We start from the raw sequence: 19,826 nt of genomic DNA, 5'->3' as shown, positions 1-19,826 counted from the left end.
CGTGATTTGATTTGGCCGTCAAATGTGCAGGGACAATCCTGGGTGAAACAATGCCCGTTTCCCAACGGACGCCCCGACGAGTCGCGCGCCTCCATCAGTCTGCGACGACTTTGTATATAGCCCCCCAGAACAACCGCCGCTCCGAAACAGAACAAAGATGTCGCCCGTAGTGAGGCTCATCTTTTGTTATTTATCAAAGAAATTCGACATCGATTCGATCAACCGTAACCGATACCATCTTCCCAGATAGATACCCGAAATCACTCAAGAACGCTTCGTCCTGAAATTTGATCCCTGCATCAATGACATCATCACAAAGCAATCCCGTGACCACGTATGCAAAACTATTCCCAAGTTGACGGAGGGATGGTTGCGAATCAGCAGACTCCATTAACTCACAATCACCGAAGAAGGAAAGACTAATCGTTACCGGATAGGTCTTCCCCTTCTCCACCGAATAAGGAGAATACCCCGTGAAACACACGACACTGACGTCACCTATGCGCAACGTCACCTCCTCCTCTACATTAACACCAACTTCCTCAACCAGTGCATTAATCACCGCACCCCCTTCCTTGTGATTTGATTGTCTTGTCGCGAGCATCACCGTTGAGCGTTTTCCATAGATCCTTGCCGCTCTTCGTATGAATTGTGGTTACGTCACCAGCCGAATTCGTTCCAACAAAGACGAACTTAGCATCACCCTTTGACGTATTCCCCATGTATTGTACATATCCGGTACGTGTCTCCCCCTTGTACTGATACTGGACCATATCGCCATTCTTCATAGCATCATGCCCAATATTCAAATACTCCTCCTGGGAATTCGCACCGAATTCTCGCCCATGCCTTTCAAAATGGTCCCTTAATTTCTCTAGTGACCCGAATTTTGGACATAAGCCTAGCGGGTCGACCCACATAATGGGATTATTCGTATACGCATACCCATTCGGGCCGCCGATCAGCCCGATCGGATCCGACGATGTAAATCGCCCCAACGTCGGATCATAGTATCGATACTTGTTGTAGTGCAGCCCCGTCTCCTCATCAACCTGCTGCCCCTGGAACCGCAACGGATTCTTCGGCACGATGCCCGCCAACTTCGACGCACGCGCAATCACCTCTCGCGCTTCACCCCACGCCTTGTACGACGCCTCCCACACGACATCACCGTCATCATCCGTCAGCAACTGCGGCGTACCAATCTGATCGCAGTGGTAATAGAACAGCGTGGCATCCGCCCGACGCTCCGGCACCTTTTGAAGCGGATCGTCCTCGGGCACGTATCGATCGGTGCTCTTCCATTCCGGCGTCGCAATTCCCACCACCGGCTCAGCCACATACTGCGCCAACGGCACGAACGTCCCCGGCTCGTAGATATAGTGAGTGCCGGACTCCCCGTCGCTTTCATACGCGAGCGTGTCGCCATCCCACCCGAACACCGTCTGCTCGCCGTTCACCTCCTTCGCAATTCGACGGCCGAACGCATCATAGAAATAACGCGACTGGCTCTGCCGTGACGCCTCCGCAACCCGAGCCGACTGCAAGCGATTGAACTCATCCCACTCAAATTCCTGTTCACCCGCCGGAGTACGCTTGTGGGTCAAATTCCCCCGCGCGTCGTACTCGAAATGCATCCCCGCATACGCCTTCAGCAAGTTGCCGAGTACCTTCGGAACCTCGACCGGCAGCGTATTTTCCGGCCTCACCGGGCTCGGCCGTGCCTGCCGCTCCGTCTCTTGCCGAACCGGATCGACGAGGTTGCTCGCGAGATCGAACGCGAATCGTTCTTTCGCAATCGGGCTGATCGCCTCGATCAATCGTCCGACCGGATCGTACCGATAGTCCGTCCCGCCCTTGCGGCTATCCTCGATGCGCGACAGTTGCCCCGTCGCATCGTAGCGATACCGCCGCTCGGACAACGGCGCCGGCGATGTCGTCCGCTGAAGGGTCTGCTGCAACACGCGGCCCGCCGGGTCATACATCGTGTGTCGCCCGATCTTGCTCGACAGCATCCGCACCGTCTCGCGATGAAGGTCATCGCGCTCGATCTGCACGCGCTCCTCACCGTCCAACAGCATCCCGTGCACGTGCCCGGAGCCATACATCAACCAATCGATCGCATGACCATCCGGGCGCACCGTTCGCCGCCGGTTGCCCAGTTCATCGTATTCGTGATGCCAGACATAGCTGCGTTGTTCACCAAACACGCTGTAGGCGTGATGCTCTCGCACGAGATTGCCAACCGGATCGAAGAAGAACTGCACACGGCTCTGCCGGTTCATCGCTTCGATCAACCGCCCGCTCGGATCGTACGCGAAGCGCTCTTCGCTCTGGCCCGCCGTGCGCTTCATCAAGCGGCCACTCACGTCGACCTCCATCGACGTTACTGTTCCCGCTTCGCTCACTGCGAGAAGGCTGCCGCTTTCCGAATCGTACTCGTAGCGAGTCGATTTACCGTCGAAGCCAAGTTCCTCAATCAACCGCCCCGCAGGATCGTAGTGAAATTGGTACGTCGCGGAATTGGCGTCAGTCAATGCGGTCAGTCGCCCGAGACGATCGTAGCGATACGCAAGCGTCTGCCCGAGTGCATCCACGCGGCTCGCGATCCGGCCAGCTCGGTCATAGCTGTATTGTGTCGACCGGTTGAGCTGATCGGTATGCCTCAGCAAGCGGCCTTCCGCATCCGATTGGACATGCTCGACGCCCGCCGGCGAGCGTAACTCGACGAGTTGCCCGTTCGAACCGTAGCGATAAACGATCACCCCACCCGCAGCATCCTTCGCCTCGATTACGCGGCCAATGTCGTCGTAACACCACCCAGTTTTCTTGGCAGAACAATCGGTATAGCTCGTCAGTTGCCCCGCGTCGTTGTATTCGAGCGCCTTCGAGCCGCCCTTCGCATCGATGATCTGCGTCGGCAACCCCTTGTCGTTGTAGCTGTACTTCGTCGCACGTTCGAGCGGATCGAGCTCCTCGACAACATTGCCCGCGTCGTCGTACTTGCGCTGCCAGACATGGCCGTTCGGGTCGATCGTCCGGACCATCTGATCCTTGTCGTCGTAAACCATCTCGACAACGCTGCCATCCGCACGCTCATGCCGGACCCTATTGCCGCGCGCGTCATACTCCATCCGCTCGATGCTGCCGTCCTGTCGAATGTGCAGGACCAGATTGTGATGCTCGTCGCGCCGGAACCATTCCTCGTTGCCATCCGGATAAATGATCCGGTTCACGTAACCATGAATGTTGAAGTAGTACCGCGTCACCTGACCGAGTGCATCGGTCACGTACGTCAAGCGGATGTTCGGATTCCACGCAAGACGGATGTCGAGGCTGCCGTCGTCGGCATACTCGCGAATGCACTTCGCGTTCGCGTTGTCGTCGGCCTCCGCACCATCCCACTCCAGCGTCATCCCTCGCCCCGTGCGATCGGTATAGCGAGTGACAAGATGTCGACGATATTGATAGGTCCGTGCATTGCCATGTCGATCGACCGCACGTACGAGGTCGCCCCCTGCGTCGTATTCGTAGCTCGCCAACGTGCGGCGCTCACCGCCCTTGAGCACTTGTTCGATCTGCACGATCCGACCGTGCCAGTCGTGCTCGAACGCGAGCACGTTGCCGCTCGCATCGATCAACCGTGCAAGGCGATCGAGCGCATCGTAGTCAAGCGTAATCGTGTTGCCGGCGCGGTCCTTTTGCATCGCAAGACGAAACATGTCGCCGCGTCGCTCGTACACGTGCAGCTCGTCATGACCATACGAAACCGTCACCCACGTATCGTCGAGACGCGACAACGTCAGGTTCTCCGACAGATCGTCGTGCACTGCTCCGGCCGCGAGCGCCGGGTAGTCGATGCTACGTCCCTCCGCGTCACGATAGATCCACTTCCCTTTCTCGATATCGATTCGCGTCGTATACGGCGTAATCCAGCGCGCGCCCAGTTCGCCGTTGTCGTAAGCAGAAAGCCTCGAGCGATACGTGCGTGCCCAAACGAGCGGCAGCACACCTGGAAAATCGAAATCAACATGCGAGAACGTTTCGTCGCCAAATGCAAAATCGATCGACGCCGGCGACTCCCCAAGCCCACAGGACTTACAACCGCTCTTGCCAGCTCCCTCCGCCGGCACCTGCCCATTGGTCTTCTCCAGCCCCTCCTGCCCCCGCGTCTTCTTCGCTTGCCCCTTCCCCGCCGGCTTGACCTCCGCACTCTGCTCATGCAGCTTCGCACGCGCCTTCACCCGCCCGACAGCCTCGATCAGTTGCAAGACGAGCCACATCATCTTGCCTTCCTCGCTGCCGGCCAGCGAACGGATCGACGAAGCGACCTTCGGCGCCTCGGTCTTCAGGAACGTCACCGTGCTGCGAAACGGCTCGAGCCACGAATCCGGCGCGAGCTTCGCCGCAGCCCCTACGGTCGCGTTACCGACCGTTTTGCCGAGTGCCTTATAGCCCTCGTACGCAAACTTGATCCCGTCACCCACCCGGCTCGTGCTGTACCACGGCCGGTTGTCGCCCATCTTCTTCGCGAGTTGTTCGGCGCGCTTCAGGTTGCCGCTGTTATCGAAGAGCTGGCCATGCAGCGCCTTGTCCATGCCGGTCGCGATCGCGACCATCAGCTCTTCAGCCTTCGATGCACACCCGTCGAGCAGCTTCCCGAGCCCTTCCTTCAGCTTGTTCAGAAAGTCCTCGATCTCCGTCGCACAGGTCGCGTTGATATGCGTGACGAGCACCGAAATAAGCGCCGCGCCGAGATTGCTGCGCGTGATCAGCAACTGGTTGCGCACGAGCGCGAGCAGCGGACGCGCCGACATCCGGAACGGCGCGAGCGTCGGCGGAATGGGAATGATGCCGATCAGGTTGATCGCGAGGCTCATGTAGTCGAGAACCTTCCCGCCGCGCTTCTGAATGATTTCGGCAATATCGCCAAGCGCATCGATGGCCGCCATGATGTTGCCGACGATCGGCACTGCGCCGGCAACCGTCTTCACGTCTTCGAACGTCACGTGGTTGCCGCTGATCTTGCGCAGCCAGGCATCGAAGCGGTTGCCTCCCTGCGCGACATCCTTCGGCGAAACATCACTGAGCCAGGTAACGGCCTGTTCCTTCTCGGCGCCAGGTGGAAGTTGTTGTGCCATGTCGTTTTTCGTTCAAATCGTGATTTAGTTGTTCTTGACGGCTGACGCGCCGCCCTCTCAGGATTTCAGCGGTCCGCCAAACCCGCTCGTCGGCAGCTTCATGCCGGTCGCACCCGCAGCCGATGCCACCGTCGTCGCCCCCTTGCCCGCGATCCCGGCGACACCCGGCAACGCGCCCTGCAGTGCCCCGGATGCCGCGTTCGCCGCCGGCGCAGCCAGCGCCGCGAGCCCGCCCTGGCGCGCAGCCTGCACCATCCCGGCCACCTGCTTCGCGGCACCGCCCAGGCTCGAAGCCGTCTGCAACGCCGACACCGCGCCCGCCCCACCCAGCGCAGTCGCCGCAGCCGGCAACGCGGAACTCGCCAGCCCGCCCAGCGCAGCGCCTGCGCCACTGCCGCTCACGAGCCCCATCGCAGCCGTCGCCGCGGCAGGCGCCATCCCCTGCAACTGGCTGGCAAGCTGCCCTGTCGCCGCCGCCTGCGCCGCTTCCGGCGACGGCTGGACCGGCTCCGCCGGCCACTTCGCCTGCTTGAAGTAGTTCGCCGGCTGATCCGACTCGCGCGGGTCCTTGCCGAACTCGACACGCACCGCACCGGGCGGCAACCCGCTCACGACCGTGTAACCGCTGTTGTCGAGCGCGCCCTTCTTCAGCACCGCGCCGTTCACGTCTTTCACCGTGAACAACCCACCCTTCACGGCCTCGCCGTTCACGTACTTGTGAAACAGCTCCAACTGCCCCGGCTGATCCGGCCGCGGACTCGGCAACGGATACCCCATGCTCGCCGGCCCGGCGAACGAATGCGACGCCCCCTTCACATCCACCGCGCCCGGCGTATGGATCTCGATGTTCCCGCCCTGGATCCGGATATACCCGCCACCACTCGTCAGCAGGATCCCCTGATCGGCCGCGATCTCGATCCGGTCAGTTGCCGACACGATCTTCACCGCCTTCTGCGCGGTCACTTCGACGTTGTCCGACTGCGCCTGGATTTCGACCTTGCCCTTGCCCGCGAACAGCTTCATCCCCGCGTTCTGCACGAACAGGCTCAGCTTCTGCCCGATGCTCGCCAGCAGCGACTTGCCCGCCGCAACGTGCACGCTCTGTCCGCTCGCGACGTTCACGTGATCGTTCGCGACCACATGCACCGACTGCTGCGTCGACATCCCGATCCCCGACGGGCTGCCGAACAGCATCACCGGTTCCTTGAATGCGTTCGCGTTGCCCGTGCCGCCACCTGCCGTGCGTCCGCCGGACGCGCTGCCCGATGCGCTGTCCTGCGTCGCATCCGTGAACGCACGCATCGTGTCCTGCGCGTCCTTCAGGCTTTCCGCCTGATGCTGTTCGCTCACGCCCGACATCGCTTCGACAAGGCTTTCGCCCGTCACGAGCTGCTGCTGCGCCTCCTTCACGTCGAGCGGCTGGCTGTTCGCCGCCTTCGGATGCGTCGTCACGTACAGGCCCTGGCTCGCCCGCACCGCGCCATACGCATCCGAGCGCAAGTCGAACCCGCTGCCGAGATACGCGCCGCGCGAATTGCCGCTCTGGTCGATGATGTAACCGAGATGCAGCAGGCTGTTCGCGCTGCTGCTCATCAGCTGCACGCGGTTCTGCCCGGTCGCGTCGTCCATCACGAGCTGGTTGTAGCCGCCGCCCGAATACTCTTTCGATCGATATCCGGACAGGATCCCGTCGGTATGCCACTGCGGCTGGTTCGCGCCGTTGTACACGCGTCCGACCGCGAGCGGCCGGTCGCAATCGCCGCCGACGTAGTCGATCAGCACTTCCTCGCCGATGCGCGGCACATGCACGCCGCCGTAGCCGCCACCCGTATCCGACTGCACGACGCGCACCCAGCACGACGCGTTCTCGTTGCCCGGATTCATCCGGTCCCACACGAACTGCACGCGAATCCGGTTCAGGTCGTCCGTATAGACTTCCTCGCCCTGCGGCCCGACGACGACCGCCGTCTCGAGATGCATCTCCGGCTTGCGATGCTCGAACGGGCTGCGATACGGCACGCTCGCGCGTTGCGCTTCGACTTCGACGAGATAGAAGCCGGTCGAGCCATCATCGTGCGGCACACGAAATGCGGGATCGGCGCCGTAGCTCTCCTGCGCGTGCGTCAATGCCTCGCGCAGACTGTATGGAAAGTCCGCGCTGTCGCTCGCGACGGGCAGGTTGTTCTCGATCCACCACGCCACCTCGATCGCGGCGAATTCGCGCTGATCGGCGGGATCGCGATCATGCTCGGGATGGTCGGCCAGCGTGAAGCGCCGGCCCGCATCGATCGCGCGCACGCCGCCCGCACCATGGAATCGCTTCGCCTGCGACTCCCACTCCTCCATCCTGACCTTCGTCAAATGGTCGCCTCGCGTCTGGTCCAGGTATGTATAAGCGCCCGTGTACTCGTAGACTTCGAGCTGGTCGGGCAACTCGCCCTGGCCGCCCATCGTCGGCAGCGACGTGCCTTTCGGGTTCGACGGCTGCGAAGGATTCTTGTAGTCGAACGTGCGCGTCGTGCGCGTCACGCTCTGCAGCGTACGCGTGCCCGACCATTGCGTGAACGCGTCGGCCTCGGTGGCCGCGCCGCCGTGATAGAAGCGCACGGCCTCCGGCGACAGTGGCGCGAACGCCTGCAGGTTGTCGGTGATCACGAGCGTATGCGACTTGCCGTCGTCGGCCTGCTGCCATGTGCAGTAGAGCCCTTCGTTCTCCATCAGCCGATGCATGAAATGCCAGTCGGTGTCGTGCTGGCGCGTGTACGAACGGTTCGGCAGCGGCTTCGACAACGCGAAGCGGAAATGGCCCTGCGCCTGCGGATGCTTGTTCAGCACGTCGCTGATGATCTGGTCGACGGTCGTGTCGTTCCAGAGCCGCTGATCGCGGCGGAACTTCAGGAAATGGGTGAAATCGGCGAATGCGAGCTGGTAGGTCGTGAGCCCGCCGTCGGCGCCCAGCCGGCGCGCGGTATGCACGTATCCGTTGATCGGCCGGTAGCTGCGGTCGCCCTGCTGGATCCACAGCGTCACGGATTGCGCGATCAGTTTTTTAAGTTCCAGATCGCTATCGGTCGACAGCACGTCGAGCGTGAACTCGTACGCACGCCCGATTCGCGAGCGGCCGACCGCCCGCTGCACGGTCAGGACATTGGCCCCCAGTGGCGTATCGAGCTTCAGCAGCCGGTCCTGCTGAAGCAACCCGCCGCGCAATGCGGCAATTGTGTTCTGCATGTTCATGACTACGGCCTTTTCTTCTTGTGACGCGCCCTCGGATGGCGCCGGCATTTGATTCCGCTCGCGCGATTTTACAGATAAATTACGGCACAAATTCGAACCATGACCTGATTTAAAAGAGCATTTCGGATGCAGTCGGAAAATGTCCGAGCGGGGCTGCTCGCCAAATTGCTCGCCCCCAGCCGGACCGATCCCTGTCCACGCCACCGGAAGTCGGCCGCCTTCCCCGCATGAAATCGGTCGCAATCAGGGCCAATTCGACTTTCGGCGCGGCTCGGTTGCGAGTAGTGTCTACGTGTCCGTATTGCGGCCCACCGGGCCCGGCCGGTGCGCGGCGCTCACGACAACACCATATTGAACACTGGAGATCTGCGATGAAACGTTCGAAGTTCCTGCTGTCGGGCCTGCTGCTCGCGTCGGCCCTCGGCTTCACGGCCGTCGCCGCGCACGCGGACGACCTGCTCGATTCGGTGAAGAAAGCCGGCGTGCTGCGCGTCGGCCTCGAAGGCACGTATCCGCCGTTCAACTCGCGCGGCACGTCGGGCCAGCTCGAGGGTTTCGACGTCGACGTCGCGAACGCGGTCGCCGGCAAGCTCGGCGTGAAGACGCAGTTCATCCCGACCGAATGGAGCGGCATCATCGCGGGCCTGCAGGCCGGCAAGTTCGACGTGATCGTCAACCAGGTCACGATCACGCCGCAGCGCAAGGAAGTGCTCGACTTCAGCCAGCCGTACACGTACTCGGCCGCGCAACTGATTCAGCGCAAGGACGACACGCGCAACTTCAAGTCGCTCGACGACTTCAAGGGCAAGAAGCTCGGCGTGACGCTCGGCACCAACTACGACCAGATGGCGCGCACCGTGCCGGGCATCGAGGTGCAGACGTATCCGGGCGCGCCGGAGAAGCTGCGCGACCTCGCCGCCGGCCGGATCGAGGCCACGCTCGACGATCGCCTGATGCTGCCGTACATGATCAAGACGTCGAACCTGCCGCTGCGCGCGGGCGCAGTGCTGAACGGCGGCAAGCAGGAAATGGCGATCCCGTTCCGCAAGGGCAACCCGAAGTTCGAGAAGGCGATCAACGACGCACTGGAATCGCTGCAAAAGGACGGCACGCTGAAGAAGATCTCGATGCACTGGTTCGGCAGCGACGTGACCGTGCCGGTCGCGCAGTAAGCGACCCGGCGTTTCAACGCGTCACGCCCTTCGTGTCGACGAAGGCGTGACGCTTCCCCTCAGGCCGCTTCGTCGAAGCGCGCCAGCAGCATCTGGCCGATCGGCGTCAGCGCCGGACGCGCCGCCACCGCGTTCATGCGCACCTGCGTATCGACGACCAGCCGCTTCTCGACCAGCACGGCGAAGGCCGGATTCGATTGATCGACGCTGTCGGGCGTACGCGCAATGCGCAGCAGCATCGAGAATTCATGCGGACTCAGCATGGTCCCTGTCTCCTGATCGTCCGCGATCCGATGCGAATCGGCGTCGATCCTGTTTTCGAATGAAATGGTGGAATGCATGAACGGTGCGCCGCCGGGAGCGAGATTCCGGTTGCCTGCCTGCGACGCGGGCACGTCGTCGGAAGCAGGTAGCGCACGTCCCAGGTCCGGCGATGCCGCCGCGACGGGAACGTGCAACCTTATGGGCGCATCGTGACGCGACCGTGACAGCAAAACGGGGGCGCAACGGTGCGCGTCACAGCCGCATTCGGCTCGATGCCGATCTGGTTGCCGATGATGAACTGCATCGCGTTCGTGGCCGACAGCCGCGCGCTTTCCCGCTTTCAATTTCGCACCCGTCAGCGCGGATCGACCGGATACGGGATGCCGCTGCGCGCCGATGCGCCCGCATCGCGCATGCCGCGCACGACCACGTTCACCGCACGCCCGAGCGGCATCCCGACGAGTACGCCCCACACCGCGAACGACAGCATCGCGAAACCGCTCGCCGCCGCCCACGGCTCGCGTGCGGCTACTGCGTAATGCATGCAGGTTTCGGCGACGAAGGTCAGCATCAGCGTGACGAGCAGGCTCGCATCGCCGGGCAGGCGCACGCGCAAGCCCGAAGGCGTCGAACGGTACGCGAGCCGCCAGCGGCCCGCATGCAGCCAGCCCAGCGCAGCGCCGGTCAGGGCAGCAGCCAGCGCGATCGCATTCGCGTCGATGCCGGCGTGCGGAAAGAGCCCGTTCAGGCTGACGATGCCGAGCATCCCGAATGCAACGGGCGAGATCAGCGGTCGTGCCGCCGGCACCTCGCGCGGGAAGCAGCGTTTGATGCCGATGTAGAGCAGCACGCAGAACATCGCGTACACGTATGGCTTCAGGTGAAAGAGTGCGGACATGGTCGAAGTCGCCTGACAGGAGTGGGCATGGCGACACCGTACTACCCGGGCCCTTCCGGCCGCGCGGCTTGCGACGGGACGCAGGAATTCGCGGATGAACCGCGTGTCGCGGCGACGGTCGTGCCGCGAAGCGCGAAGATGGGCGCACCATCGAATCCGGCAGCCGACACCATCTGAAAGGCCACGCTTCGCCGACTGATCGGCGTTTCGTGCGCGGCGCGAAACCGGCGTCACCCGATGTCCTTCCGCAACGCGTTCCACTACACTCGTGACGGAAACCGGGCAACCGTCGGCGGCCGTTGCGCTTCGTCGAAGCCGCGCGCCGTTCGTCGCAACGCGCGCGCTGCCGGCACATCCGGCGGTAAGGTCATGCCATACGCGCATCGCGCGCCCACACTCACCCGACACCATGCGAGCCACGCCCGACACTTCGCCGATTCCGCAGCCGCCCGCCGGCAGCGCGCCGCGATGGCTGCGCGATCCGATCGCGCTGCTCGGGTTTGCATGCTTCAACTCGGTCGTCGGCGTGGGCTTCTGGGTCATCCATTTCAACGAGCCCGTCGTCCCCTACCTCGTCGTCGCCAACGCGGTCGGATTCTGCGCGCTGCTGTTGAGTGTTGCCACCAACCACCTGCTGCCGCGCGTGTCGGGGCTCGCGCTGAAGGCCGTCGTGATCGCGCCCGTCAGCGTCTTCGCCGGTTTCGAGATCGCGGCGATGATCGTCGGCGGGAGAGTGCCGCATGTGTTCGGTTCGGCACGCATCGTCACGTGGGACAACTACGGGCCGTCGCTGCTGGTCTCGGCCGTCCTGTTCGTGTGCGTGTCGCTGTTCCTGCAGTCCATGCGCATACGAGCAACGCTCGAAACCGAACGCCGCGAAGCCGCCGAAGCGCGCCAGGCCGAGACGGCCGCGCGCCTTGCGCTGCTGCAGGCGCAGATCGAGCCGCACTTCCTGTTCAATACGCTCGCGAACGTGCAGAGCCTGATCGAGCGCGATCCGGCGCGCGCATCGACGATGCTCGACAGCCTGAACCGCTACCTGCGCGCGAGCCTCCGACGCACGCGCGACGCAACGTCGACGCTCGGCGACGAACTCGAACTCGTCGAAGCGTTGCTGAAGATCGCGTCGATCCGGCTTGGCGAGCGGCTGTCGTATGCGATCGACGTGCCGGCGGATCTGCACACGTTGCCGTTCTCGCCGCTGCTGCTGCAGCCGCTCGTCGAGAATGCGCTGCTGCACGGGATCGAGCCGTCGATCGACGGCGGCGTGATCGTCATTCGCGGAAGGATGCGAGGCGACATGCTCGAATTGAACGTGATCGACACCGGCGTCGGCCTCGGCAAGGGTGACACGCGCCTGCATGGCGGCGTCGGGCTCGCCAACGTCACTGCGCGCATCAGGACGCTGCACGGCGAGCGCGGCCGCGTCACCGTCGGGACGAACGCCAGCGCCGCGCATGGCGTCACCGCCACCCTGCTGATTCCGATCGCCTGACATGCCGACCGCACTCATCGCCGACGACGAACCAAACCTGTCCGCATCGCTCGCCCAGCGGCTGCGGCAGCTCTGGCCCGAACTGGAGATCGTCGCGATGCCGCGCAACGGCGTCGAAACGCTTGCCGCGTTGAACGCCTCGCCGCGCCCGGACATCGCGTTTCTCGACATCCGGATGCCCGGTATCGACGGGTTGAAGCTCGCTGCGCTGGTACCCGACGTGCATGTCGTGTTCGTCACGGCCTACGACGAATATGCGGTCGACGCGTTCGATCGCGCGGCGGTCGACTACCTGCTGAAGCCGGTGACGGACGAGCGTCTGTTGCGCAGTATCGCGAAGCTTCAGCGCGGCGGGCCGGCCGTCGCGCACGCCGATGCGCTCGCGCAGGCGGCGCAATCGCGAGACACCGCGCCGATCCGCTGGCTGACCGTGGGCGTGAAGGATGCGACGCGACTCGTATCGGTCGACGACGTGCTGTATTTCCAGGCATCGGACAAGTACACGGAAGTCGTCACGGCCGGCGAACGGCTCGTGATTCGCACGCCGCTGAAGGAGCTGATGCAGCGGCTCGATCCGGAGCGGTTCGCGCAGGTGCACCGCGGCGTGATCGTCGCGTACGCAGCGATCGATCGCGTCGAGCGCGACCTGCTGGGACGGTTGCGGATTCGCGTGCGCGGGCAACGGGAGATGCTGCCGGTCAGTCGCGCTTATGCGGGGTTGTTCAGGCAGATGTGAGCGATGTTTGCCTGCGGCCCGCGCAACAGGATGACGCCGCGCCGGAAAAAGCGAGTGCGGAAACGAAGAAGGGCCGGGAGAAAAAATCTCCCGGCCCTTCGTTCAATATGGTGCCGGCTGCAGGACTCGAACCCGCCACCTGATGATTACAAAGCACCTGAAATAATCAACAATTACAATGACCTAGAGGAATATCGCGTTTCCGAAGCTCTCGCTTGCTTCTGCTTTTCGGCCTTATGTGGCAAAAGTCCGCGACCGATTGGAAACGCGCACACCTTATGAAAGTGCCTCCATCAATGCTGCGTGAAATGCCTGAAAACTCGGTGACCTATTTTGATCCGGGGTTATGCGGGCAGCAATACGGCGTGCAGTATCGATCTTGGGCAAACCCTCCTTGAAGTACCCGTGATTCTGCATGACTCGCTCAAACGTCTCCCACGTCCCCCCCAAGATCGCATCTGGCTCGCGTAATCCACGACGTTGAGGAACGTCACGCGAGACCCTGGGATATTCCTCCCTTACCGCTGACCAATCCCCGAAATACCAAGCTTCAAGCTCCTCCACAGCGATGCGATTGACCACTTGCCACTGCGCGTCGCCAGCGCGGCTGCGAGTAGCCAACCCCGCTCGCTGCGCCATTGCCTCGAGGTTCGCCTTCAGCTCCCTGCAATCGTCGTCGTCGCGGTCGACAATAACAAACAACCGCCAGTCGTTCGGCAGCCACTGAGCGTATCCCTTGAGGCGTGCTTCCAGTTTGCCCAATAGGTCCGCCTTCCCTTGGAATGCATGTATTTCGGAACCACAGTCTACTGGTATCAACCTAGGCAGCAACCCACGGAGGAATGCCTCCATTGATGGCTCCTCAACCAAAAACACAAGGTGATTTGCGGCCATCGTCACGACCCTATCGTTAGCGGTCGCGTAGGCGCCCCTTGGTTAACCAACGGATCACCGACCCCAAGTTGCCCCTCCATCCACAAGTGTCCGAGCAGCGCGCCGTGGCTTACAAATTCGCTCACCCCCGGCAAATCCGCGGCGCGGCGAGCCTGTGTATAGCCCTGTTCGTCGCGCCAAAGGACCCGTACCTCCTCTGGCCGCACACTGTTCAGAAAGAAAGGTGAATGTGTCGTCACCAACAACTGTGTAGAGGCCGCCGCGACGCGACATTCCTCAGCAAGTTCAGGAAGAAGCCGCGGGTGCAGATAGTTTTCGGGTTCTTCAATGCCGATAAACGGTGGAGGTGCGGGGTCGTTTAGCAGCAACAGGTACGCCAGCATTTTCAATGTGCCGTCCGATGCGAATCGCGCGAGTACCGGACTGCTGAACGGCGCATCTTTGATTTGAAGAAGCAGACGACCATCTGGCATGGTCTCGGCCAGTACACGTTCAATTCTCGGCACGCGGCGTCGCAACACGTCAAAAATGTGGTCGAGCCGCTCGCTGTGTTGCTCAGCCAGGTATTGGATGACATTCGCTAAGTTGTCACCGCTACGGCTAAGGCGCTCCTGCGGTCCAGCCTCCGGCTGACCGCGTGCACTGTCTGCTGACAGATACGACACGTACCATCCGGTAATGAATTCACGCAGTGCGGCGATACGTGGGTGGCCCGCGAACTGCCCCAAAGCGTTGACTGCAAGCAGATCCGGAGACTGTAATGGCGTCTCTACACGGTGGTCCTGCTCGTCTGGAACCTCTCCACTAATCGCACGCCCTTTACCCTCCCTGTAATCGAGGAAACGAAACGGCTGGCCGTGACTACCGCGCTTCCATTTCAACCACTCTTCGACTACTACTGGCGCGCCCTGCAGCTCGTCGACTGCCAAGTGATAGGTGATAAGTGGGTATCCATGCTCGCGATATTTGATCTCAATGGTGAGCGGTCCATCGCTTCCCCTTGTCTTAAGCTCCTTGCCTCGCCCGCGCTTATCCCATGCGCGACGAAGTCCGAGTTCGAAACAGTCAGCCAGGAAAGCAAAGACATCGAATACCGTTGATTTGCCGCTTCCATTCGGGCCTAGCAGCACGGTCAGCGGTGTAAGGTTCTTGAACTCCAGCTCCCGCAAGGCTCGAAAATTCCGCACCTTGAGATATTCGATTCGGGCGGGAGCGCGCGGCCGCGATAAGTTTGCGTGGGAACGGTTAACTTCAGGCATTTTCGTGTCCCTGATGTTCGTAACAGGAGGGGTATGCGGAAGCTATACCAACACGCCTGTTATGTGAAAACAAGGTGTCGATGATACCCGCTAACGAAAGGCAAGCTGCGTTCGCGTTTCGACACCGCGCGCGAGCTGGTCGGCATCGAGAAAGCAAAATTTCAGTTCCACGACCTGCGCGTGGCCTGACGCACAGGACGCTCGACCAAGGGTTGGAGGCGGAGCAACGATTGCCAGGGCACAGCGGACCCAGCGTGGCCGCGCGATACGTGTGCGGCGCCGTGGCCCGTTAGCAGTCTCGCTGACACGCATTAGAAACGTGAGGGGCATTGGAAACGCGAAGGGGCTACGCAAACATCGCGTAACCCCTTGTCAGATATGGTGCCGGCTGCAGGACTCGAACCCGCCACCTGATGATTACAAATCAACTGCTCTACCAGATGAGCTAAGCCGGCGTAAGCGCGAGATTCTACCTCATTTCACGATCTTGAGGCGAGGTCTGGTGCTGCCTTTCGAGCCGTCGCCGTCGGTTTTCGGCGGTTCGTCGGCACCTTCGGACGGTTCCTCGTTCGCACCGCCGTCGGCGACCGGCGTCAGCGTGGCCGGCGACTCGTCGCGCTGCACGTCATCCGCCGGCGCGGTTTCTTCGTCGAACGTGCCCGAATCCTCGCCTTCGCCCGCGACCGCATCGACCTGGAACGCCATCCCCTGCCCGTTCTCGCGCGCGTAGATCGCGAGCACGTTGGCAACCGGAATCTCGATCTTGTGCGCCTTGCCGGAGAACCGGGCAGTGAACTCGATCCACTCGTTGCCCATCTGCAACTGGCTCGTCGCCTCGAAGCTGATGTTGAGCACGATCTCGCCGTCACGCACGAACTGACGCGGCACGCGCGTCGAGTTGTCGACCCTCACCGCGATATGCGGCGTGTAACCGTTATCGGTGCACCACTCGTACAACGCGCGCAGCAGATAAGGCTTCGTTGAAATCTCTTGCATCACAATCCTCGAACCCGGAGCGGGCGCGCGGCACGCCGCGCCACCCTCTCCGTCTTGCCTTCATTGCATCATCAACGACGCATGACCTTTTCGGACGGCGTCAGTGCTTCGATATAGGCCGGACGGCTGAAGATCCGCTCCGCGTACTTCATCAGCGGCGCAGCATTCTTCGACAGCTCGATGCCGTAGTGATCCAGACGCCACAGCAGCGGCGCGATCGCGACGTCGAGCATCGAGAACTCCTCGCCGAGCATGTACTTGTTCTTCACGAAGATCGGCGCGAGCTGCGTCAGTCGATCGCGGATCGCGAGGCGTGCCTTCTCGTGATTCTTCTCCGCTGCCTTGCCCTTCTCGTTCTCGAGCGTGCTGACGTGAACGAACAGTTCCTTCTCGAAGTTGAGCAGGAACAGGCGCGCGCGTGCGCGCTGCACGGGGTCGGCCGGCATCAGTTGCGGATGCGGGAAGCGCTCGTCGATGTACTCGTTGATGATGTTCGATTCGTACAGGATCAGGTCGCGCTCGACCAGGATCGGCACCTGACCATACGGGTTCATCACCGAAATGTCTTCCGGCTTGTTGAACAGGTCGACGTCACGGATTTCGAAGTCCATGCCCTTCTCGAACAGCACCAGCCGGCAACGCTGGGAGAACGGGCAAGTTGTGCCGGAATACAGAACCATCATATTTGCGTTTCCTCAAAAAAGCCGAGGGCCGGCGCGCGGCGAAACCCCTTTCACGGGTTCCGCGTTGCGCCGGCCCCACGCCGGTCAGGCGTGTTTACTTGATATCTTTCCAGTACGCGGCATTGAGCCGCCAGGCCAGGAAAGTCAGGACACCGAGAAAGACCAGCACCCACACGCCGAGGCGCTTGCGCGTATGCTGTGCCGGCTCGGACATCCATGTCATATAGGCCACCAGGTCGGCCACCGCAGCGTCATAGTCCGGCGACGACAGCGTCCCCGGCGTGACCTGCTGGAAGCCGACGAGCGTGTGGACCTTCTCGCCCGTCTCCTCGTCCGTCTTGTCTTCGAATTTGGCAATGCGCTGCCCCTGCAGTTGCCACAATACATGGGGCATGCCGACGTTCTCGAACACCGCGTTGTTCCAGCCGGACGGCCGCGTATCGTCGCGGTAGAAACCCCGCAGATACGTATACAGCCAGTCGCGGCCGCGCGCGCGCTCCTCGACCGACAGGTCGGGCGGCGAGGTGCCGAGCCAGTTCTGCGCGTCTTCGGGCCGCATCGCGACGGACATCGTGCTCCCGACCTTGTCGGTCGTGAACAGGAGATTCGTTTCGATCTCCTTCGGGGATATGCCCAGATCCGTCAGACGGTTGTAGCGCATCAGGTTCGCGCTGTGGCAGTTCAGGCAATAGTTTACAAACAATTGCGCGCCGTGCTGAAGCGAAACGAGATTTTCCGTGTTATCGGGCGCCCGGTCGAGCGGAAAATTACCTTCCGCCCGCACGCCCGGCGCCACCAGCAGCGCACACGCGGTCGCCCCGATCAGTGCGAGTGTCGAAAGCAGTTTCTTCATGTCGTTCTCTCCTCGCTCACGTTAATGGGGCTTGAAGCGCACCCGCTCCGGCGGCTGCTTGAACGTGCCAAGCTGCGTCCAGACGGGCATGCCGAGGAAGAACGCGAAGTAGATCAGCGCACAGCCCTGCGCGATCAGCGTCGCAACCGGAGATGGCGGCCGCGTGCCGAGGAACGCGAGGGTCAGGAACGCGGCGACGAAGATCCCGAGGAACACCTTGTGGAACAGCGGCCGGTAGCGGATCGACTTCACCGGGCTGCGGTCGAGCCACGGCAGGAAGAACAGCGTGATCACCGCCGAGCCCATCACGACGACGCCCCAGAACTTCGACTCCGTCAGGTACATGAACACGACGATCGCCGCGGCCAGCACCGGCAGCCCGGCCTTCCACTTGCCGTGCGCGCGGATCAGCGCGAGTACGCCGAGCACCGCGATCACGATCATCAGCACGATCTTGAACGGGTCGGTGGTCGCGCGCAGCATCGCGTAGAACGCGGTGAAGTACCAGACCGGCGCGATCTCGGGCGGCGTCTGCAGCGGGTTCGCCGGGACGAAGTTGTTCGCCTCGAGGAAGTAGCCGCCCATCTCCGGCGCGAAGAACACGATCATCGCGAAGATCATCAGGAACACGCACACGCCGAGGAAATCGTGCACCGAGTAGTACGGATGGAACGGGATGCCGTCGAGCGGAATGCCGTTCTCGTCCTTCTTCGCCTTGATCTCGATGCCGTCCGGGTTATTTGACCCCACTTCGTGCAGCGCGACGAGGTGCGCGATCACGAGGCCGACCAGCACGAGCGGAATCGCGATCACGTGGAACGCGAAGAAGCGGTTCAGCGTAACGTCGGACACGACGTAGTCGCCGCGAATCCACAGTGACAGGTCAGGGCCGACGAACGGGATCGCCGAGAACAGGTTCACGATCACCTGCGCGCCCCAGAACGACATCTGGCCCCACGGCAGCAGGTAGCCGAAGAACGCCTCGGCCATCAGGCACAGGAAGATCGCGCAGCCGAAGATCCACACGAGCTCGCGCGGCTTGCGGTACGACCCGTACAGCAGCCCGCGGAACATGTGCAGGTAGACGACCACGAAGAACATCGATGCACCGGTCGAGTGCAGGTAGCGGATCAGCCAGCCCCACGGCACCTCGCGCATGATGTACTCGACCGACGCGAACGCGAGCGTCGAGTCGGGCTTGTAGTTCATCGTCAGGAAGATGCCCGTGACGATCTGGTTGACGAGCACGAGCAGCGCGAGGGAGCCGAAGAAGTACCAGAAGTTGAAGTTCTTCGGCGCGTAGTACTCGGAAACGTGCTTCTTCCAGGTGGCCGTGAGCGGGAAGCGCTGGTCGATCCAGCCGGTGAGACCTGTCGTGGAGACTTCTTTGTTGTCGGCAGCCATCACGCTTCTCCTTTCTCGTCCTTGCCGATCACGAGGGTCGTCGCCGACGTGAACATGTAGGGCGGGATGTCGAGATTCTGAGGCGCCGGTTTGTTCTTGAACACACGGCCGGCGAGGTCGTAGGTCGAACCGTGGCACGGGCACAGGAAACCGCCCGGCCAGTCGTCCGGCAGGTTCGGCTGCGGACCCGGCGTGAAGCGTTGGCTAGGCGTGCAGCCGAGGTGCGTACACACGGCCATCACGACGAGAATGTTCTTGCGATCGGCCCGCGAGCGATATTCGTTGGCGCAGTACGCGGGCAACGGCATCGAATACGGGGTCTTCGAGGTCGGATCGGCCACTTCCTTGTCGGCCTTGACCACGTCGGCCAGCATCGAATCCGTGCGATTCAGGATCCAGACGGGTTTGCCGCGCCACGGCACGGTGACCATCTCGCCGGGCTTCAGGCTGCTGATGTCGACTTCGACCGGTGCACCGGCTGCTTTCGCTTTCGCGGACGGCGCAAGCGACGCCGCGAAAGGTATGACGGTGGCTACGCCTCCCACGCCACCTGCTACGGATGTCGCAATCAGCCAGGTACGGCGGCCGCTGTCGACGCGTTTCTCTTCCTTGTCTCGCATCACACGCCCCACTTCTGAGTTGGATTTTCCGTCACGACTTTCCATTCCGCCGCTAGTTTGCTCGAATGGAGTCGCCATTTACAAGGCCCGGAGATGAAAATCCCTTCGAAGTGATTGATAGTTAAGGGTTATCCCCCACTACCGGAGCGATTAAATCATTTCTCTTTTAAGCAT

General features: G+C 62.0%; 15 protein-coding genes and 1 tRNA gene. 3 read left to right on the top strand and 13 right to left on the bottom strand.

What is annotated here, in order from left to right:
* Window positions 1-193: 193 nt before the first annotated feature.
* Genes LXM88_RS07160 through tssI form a run of 3 tightly spaced genes read right to left on the bottom strand, consistent with a single transcriptional unit; the run spans window position 194 to window position 8,378 of the window.
* Window positions 194-562, bottom strand: coding sequence for a hypothetical protein (locus LXM88_RS07160; protein ID WP_262540557.1), 369 nt, complete (start codon window positions 560-562; stop codon window positions 194-196).
* On the bottom strand, window positions 555-5,141 hold the full coding sequence (locus tag LXM88_RS07155; protein WP_262540556.1) for an RHS repeat-associated core domain-containing protein: 4,587 nt from the start codon (window positions 5,139-5,141) through the stop codon (window positions 555-557). Before LXM88_RS07155 ends, LXM88_RS07160 begins: the two co-directional genes overlap by 8 nt.
* 57 nt (window positions 5,142-5,198) lie before the next feature.
* A complete protein-coding gene (gene tssI / locus LXM88_RS07150) occupies window positions 5,199-8,378 on the bottom strand; it encodes a type VI secretion system Vgr family protein (protein WP_262540555.1) in 3,180 nt (1,059 codons plus the stop codon).
* Window positions 8,379-8,749: 371 nt separating this feature from the next.
* Here tssI and LXM88_RS07145 point away from each other — a divergent pair, with 371 nt between their 5' ends.
* Window positions 8,750-9,550, top strand: coding sequence for a cystine ABC transporter substrate-binding protein (locus LXM88_RS07145; RefSeq protein WP_262540554.1), 801 nt, complete (start codon window positions 8,750-8,752; stop codon window positions 9,548-9,550).
* 59 nt (window positions 9,551-9,609) lie between these two features.
* Here the strand turns inward: LXM88_RS07145 and LXM88_RS07140 are convergent, their stop codons facing one another.
* Together LXM88_RS07140 and LXM88_RS07135 are read right to left on the bottom strand one after the other, a co-directional pair.
* On the bottom strand, window positions 9,610-9,813 hold the full coding sequence (locus tag LXM88_RS07140) for a hypothetical protein (RefSeq protein ID WP_047899640.1): 204 nt from the start codon (window positions 9,811-9,813) through the stop codon (window positions 9,610-9,612).
* A 356-nt stretch (window positions 9,814-10,169) separates the two neighbouring features.
* The gene (locus tag LXM88_RS07135) at window positions 10,170-10,712 is read right to left on the bottom strand and encodes a hypothetical protein (protein ID WP_262540552.1); all 543 of its coding nucleotides are present in this window, start codon (window positions 10,710-10,712) and stop codon (window positions 10,170-10,172) included.
* Window positions 10,713-11,121: 409 nt separating this feature from the next.
* Here LXM88_RS07135 and LXM88_RS07130 point away from each other — a divergent pair, with 409 nt between their 5' ends.
* A complete protein-coding gene (locus LXM88_RS07130) occupies window positions 11,122-12,207 on the top strand; it encodes a sensor histidine kinase (RefSeq protein WP_262540551.1) in 1,086 nt (361 codons plus the stop codon).
* 1 nt (window position 12,208) lies between these two features.
* A complete protein-coding gene (locus tag LXM88_RS07125; RefSeq protein WP_262540550.1) occupies window positions 12,209-12,943 on the top strand; it encodes a LytR/AlgR family response regulator transcription factor in 735 nt (244 codons plus the stop codon).
* Between the two features lie 276 nt (window positions 12,944-13,219).
* Here LXM88_RS07125 and LXM88_RS07120 read toward each other — a convergent pair whose 3' ends face one another.
* The 8 genes from LXM88_RS07120 to petA form a co-directional block, all read right to left on the bottom strand.
* Window positions 13,220-13,795 (bottom strand): DUF4276 family protein, encoded by a 576-nt coding sequence (locus LXM88_RS07120; protein ID WP_262540549.1) that lies wholly within the window; start codon window positions 13,793-13,795, stop codon window positions 13,220-13,222.
* A gap of 44 nt (window positions 13,796-13,839) precedes the next feature.
* On the bottom strand, window positions 13,840-15,096 hold the full coding sequence (locus LXM88_RS07115) for an AAA family ATPase (protein WP_262540548.1): 1,257 nt from the start codon (window positions 15,094-15,096) through the stop codon (window positions 13,840-13,842).
* A gap of 379 nt (window positions 15,097-15,475) precedes the next feature.
* Window positions 15,476-15,551, bottom strand: a tRNA-Thr gene (locus LXM88_RS07110).
* Between the two features lie 19 nt (window positions 15,552-15,570).
* A complete protein-coding gene (locus LXM88_RS07105) occupies window positions 15,571-16,092 on the bottom strand; it encodes a ClpXP protease specificity-enhancing factor (RefSeq protein ID WP_262540547.1) in 522 nt (173 codons plus the stop codon).
* Between the two features lie 71 nt (window positions 16,093-16,163).
* Window positions 16,164-16,775, bottom strand: coding sequence for a glutathione S-transferase N-terminal domain-containing protein (locus LXM88_RS07100; protein WP_006400565.1), 612 nt, complete (start codon window positions 16,773-16,775; stop codon window positions 16,164-16,166).
* A gap of 94 nt (window positions 16,776-16,869) precedes the next feature.
* A complete protein-coding gene (locus LXM88_RS07095) occupies window positions 16,870-17,628 on the bottom strand; it encodes a cytochrome c1 (RefSeq protein ID WP_047899635.1) in 759 nt (252 codons plus the stop codon).
* A 21-nt stretch (window positions 17,629-17,649) separates the two neighbouring features.
* Complete coding sequence (locus tag LXM88_RS07090) at window positions 17,650-19,032, bottom strand: cytochrome b (protein ID WP_262540517.1); 1,383 nt, start codon at window positions 19,030-19,032, stop codon at window positions 17,650-17,652.
* Entirely contained in the window at window positions 19,032-19,652 is a 621-nt protein-coding gene (gene petA, locus LXM88_RS07085) for a ubiquinol-cytochrome c reductase iron-sulfur subunit (RefSeq protein ID WP_262540516.1), read from the bottom strand. The genes LXM88_RS07090 and petA overlap by 1 nt, the downstream gene beginning before the upstream one ends.
* Window positions 19,653-19,826 lie beyond the last annotated feature (174 nt).

The organism is Burkholderia sp. S-53 (assembly GCF_025560745.1).
Classification (GTDB): domain Bacteria; phylum Pseudomonadota; class Gammaproteobacteria; order Burkholderiales; family Burkholderiaceae; genus Burkholderia; species Burkholderia pyrrocinia.
This window is presented reverse-complemented; position numbering and strand designations above follow the sequence as displayed.

Excerpts from the sequence above, each read along its gene's own strand:
- LXM88_RS07155 (WP_262540556.1), bottom strand. The coding sequence starts at position 5,141 with ATGGCACAACAACTTCCACCTGGCGCCGAGAAGGAACAGGCCGTTACC.
- tssI (WP_262540555.1), bottom strand. The coding sequence starts at position 8,378 with ATGAACATGCAGAACACAATTGCCGCATTGCGCGGCGGGTTGCTTCAG.
- LXM88_RS07145 (WP_262540554.1), top strand. The coding sequence starts at position 8,750 with ATGAAACGTTCGAAGTTCCTGCTGTCGGGCCTGCTGCTCGCGTCGGCC.
- LXM88_RS07140 (WP_047899640.1), bottom strand. The coding sequence starts at position 9,813 with ATGCTGAGTCCGCATGAATTCTCGATGCTGCTGCGCATTGCGCGTACG.
- LXM88_RS07135 (WP_262540552.1), bottom strand. The coding sequence starts at position 10,712 with ATGTCCGCACTCTTTCACCTGAAGCCATACGTGTACGCGATGTTCTGC.
- LXM88_RS07130 (WP_262540551.1), top strand. The coding sequence starts at position 11,122 with ATGCGAGCCACGCCCGACACTTCGCCGATTCCGCAGCCGCCCGCCGGC.
- LXM88_RS07125 (WP_262540550.1), top strand. The coding sequence starts at position 12,209 with ATGCCGACCGCACTCATCGCCGACGACGAACCAAACCTGTCCGCATCG.
- LXM88_RS07120 (WP_262540549.1), bottom strand. The coding sequence starts at position 13,795 with ATGGAGGCATTCCTCCGTGGGTTGCTGCCTAGGTTGATACCAGTAGAC.
- LXM88_RS07115 (WP_262540548.1), bottom strand. The coding sequence starts at position 15,096 with ATGCCTGAAGTTAACCGTTCCCACGCAAACTTATCGCGGCCGCGCGCT.
- LXM88_RS07105 (WP_262540547.1), bottom strand. The coding sequence starts at position 16,092 with ATGCAAGAGATTTCAACGAAGCCTTATCTGCTGCGCGCGTTGTACGAG.
- LXM88_RS07100 (WP_006400565.1), bottom strand. The coding sequence starts at position 16,775 with ATGATGGTTCTGTATTCCGGCACAACTTGCCCGTTCTCCCAGCGTTGC.
- LXM88_RS07095 (WP_047899635.1), bottom strand. The coding sequence starts at position 17,628 with ATGAAGAAACTGCTTTCGACACTCGCACTGATCGGGGCGACCGCGTGT.
- LXM88_RS07090 (WP_262540517.1), bottom strand. The coding sequence starts at position 19,032 with ATGGCTGCCGACAACAAAGAAGTCTCCACGACAGGTCTCACCGGCTGG.
- petA (WP_262540516.1), bottom strand. The coding sequence starts at position 19,652 with ATGCGAGACAAGGAAGAGAAACGCGTCGACAGCGGCCGCCGTACCTGG.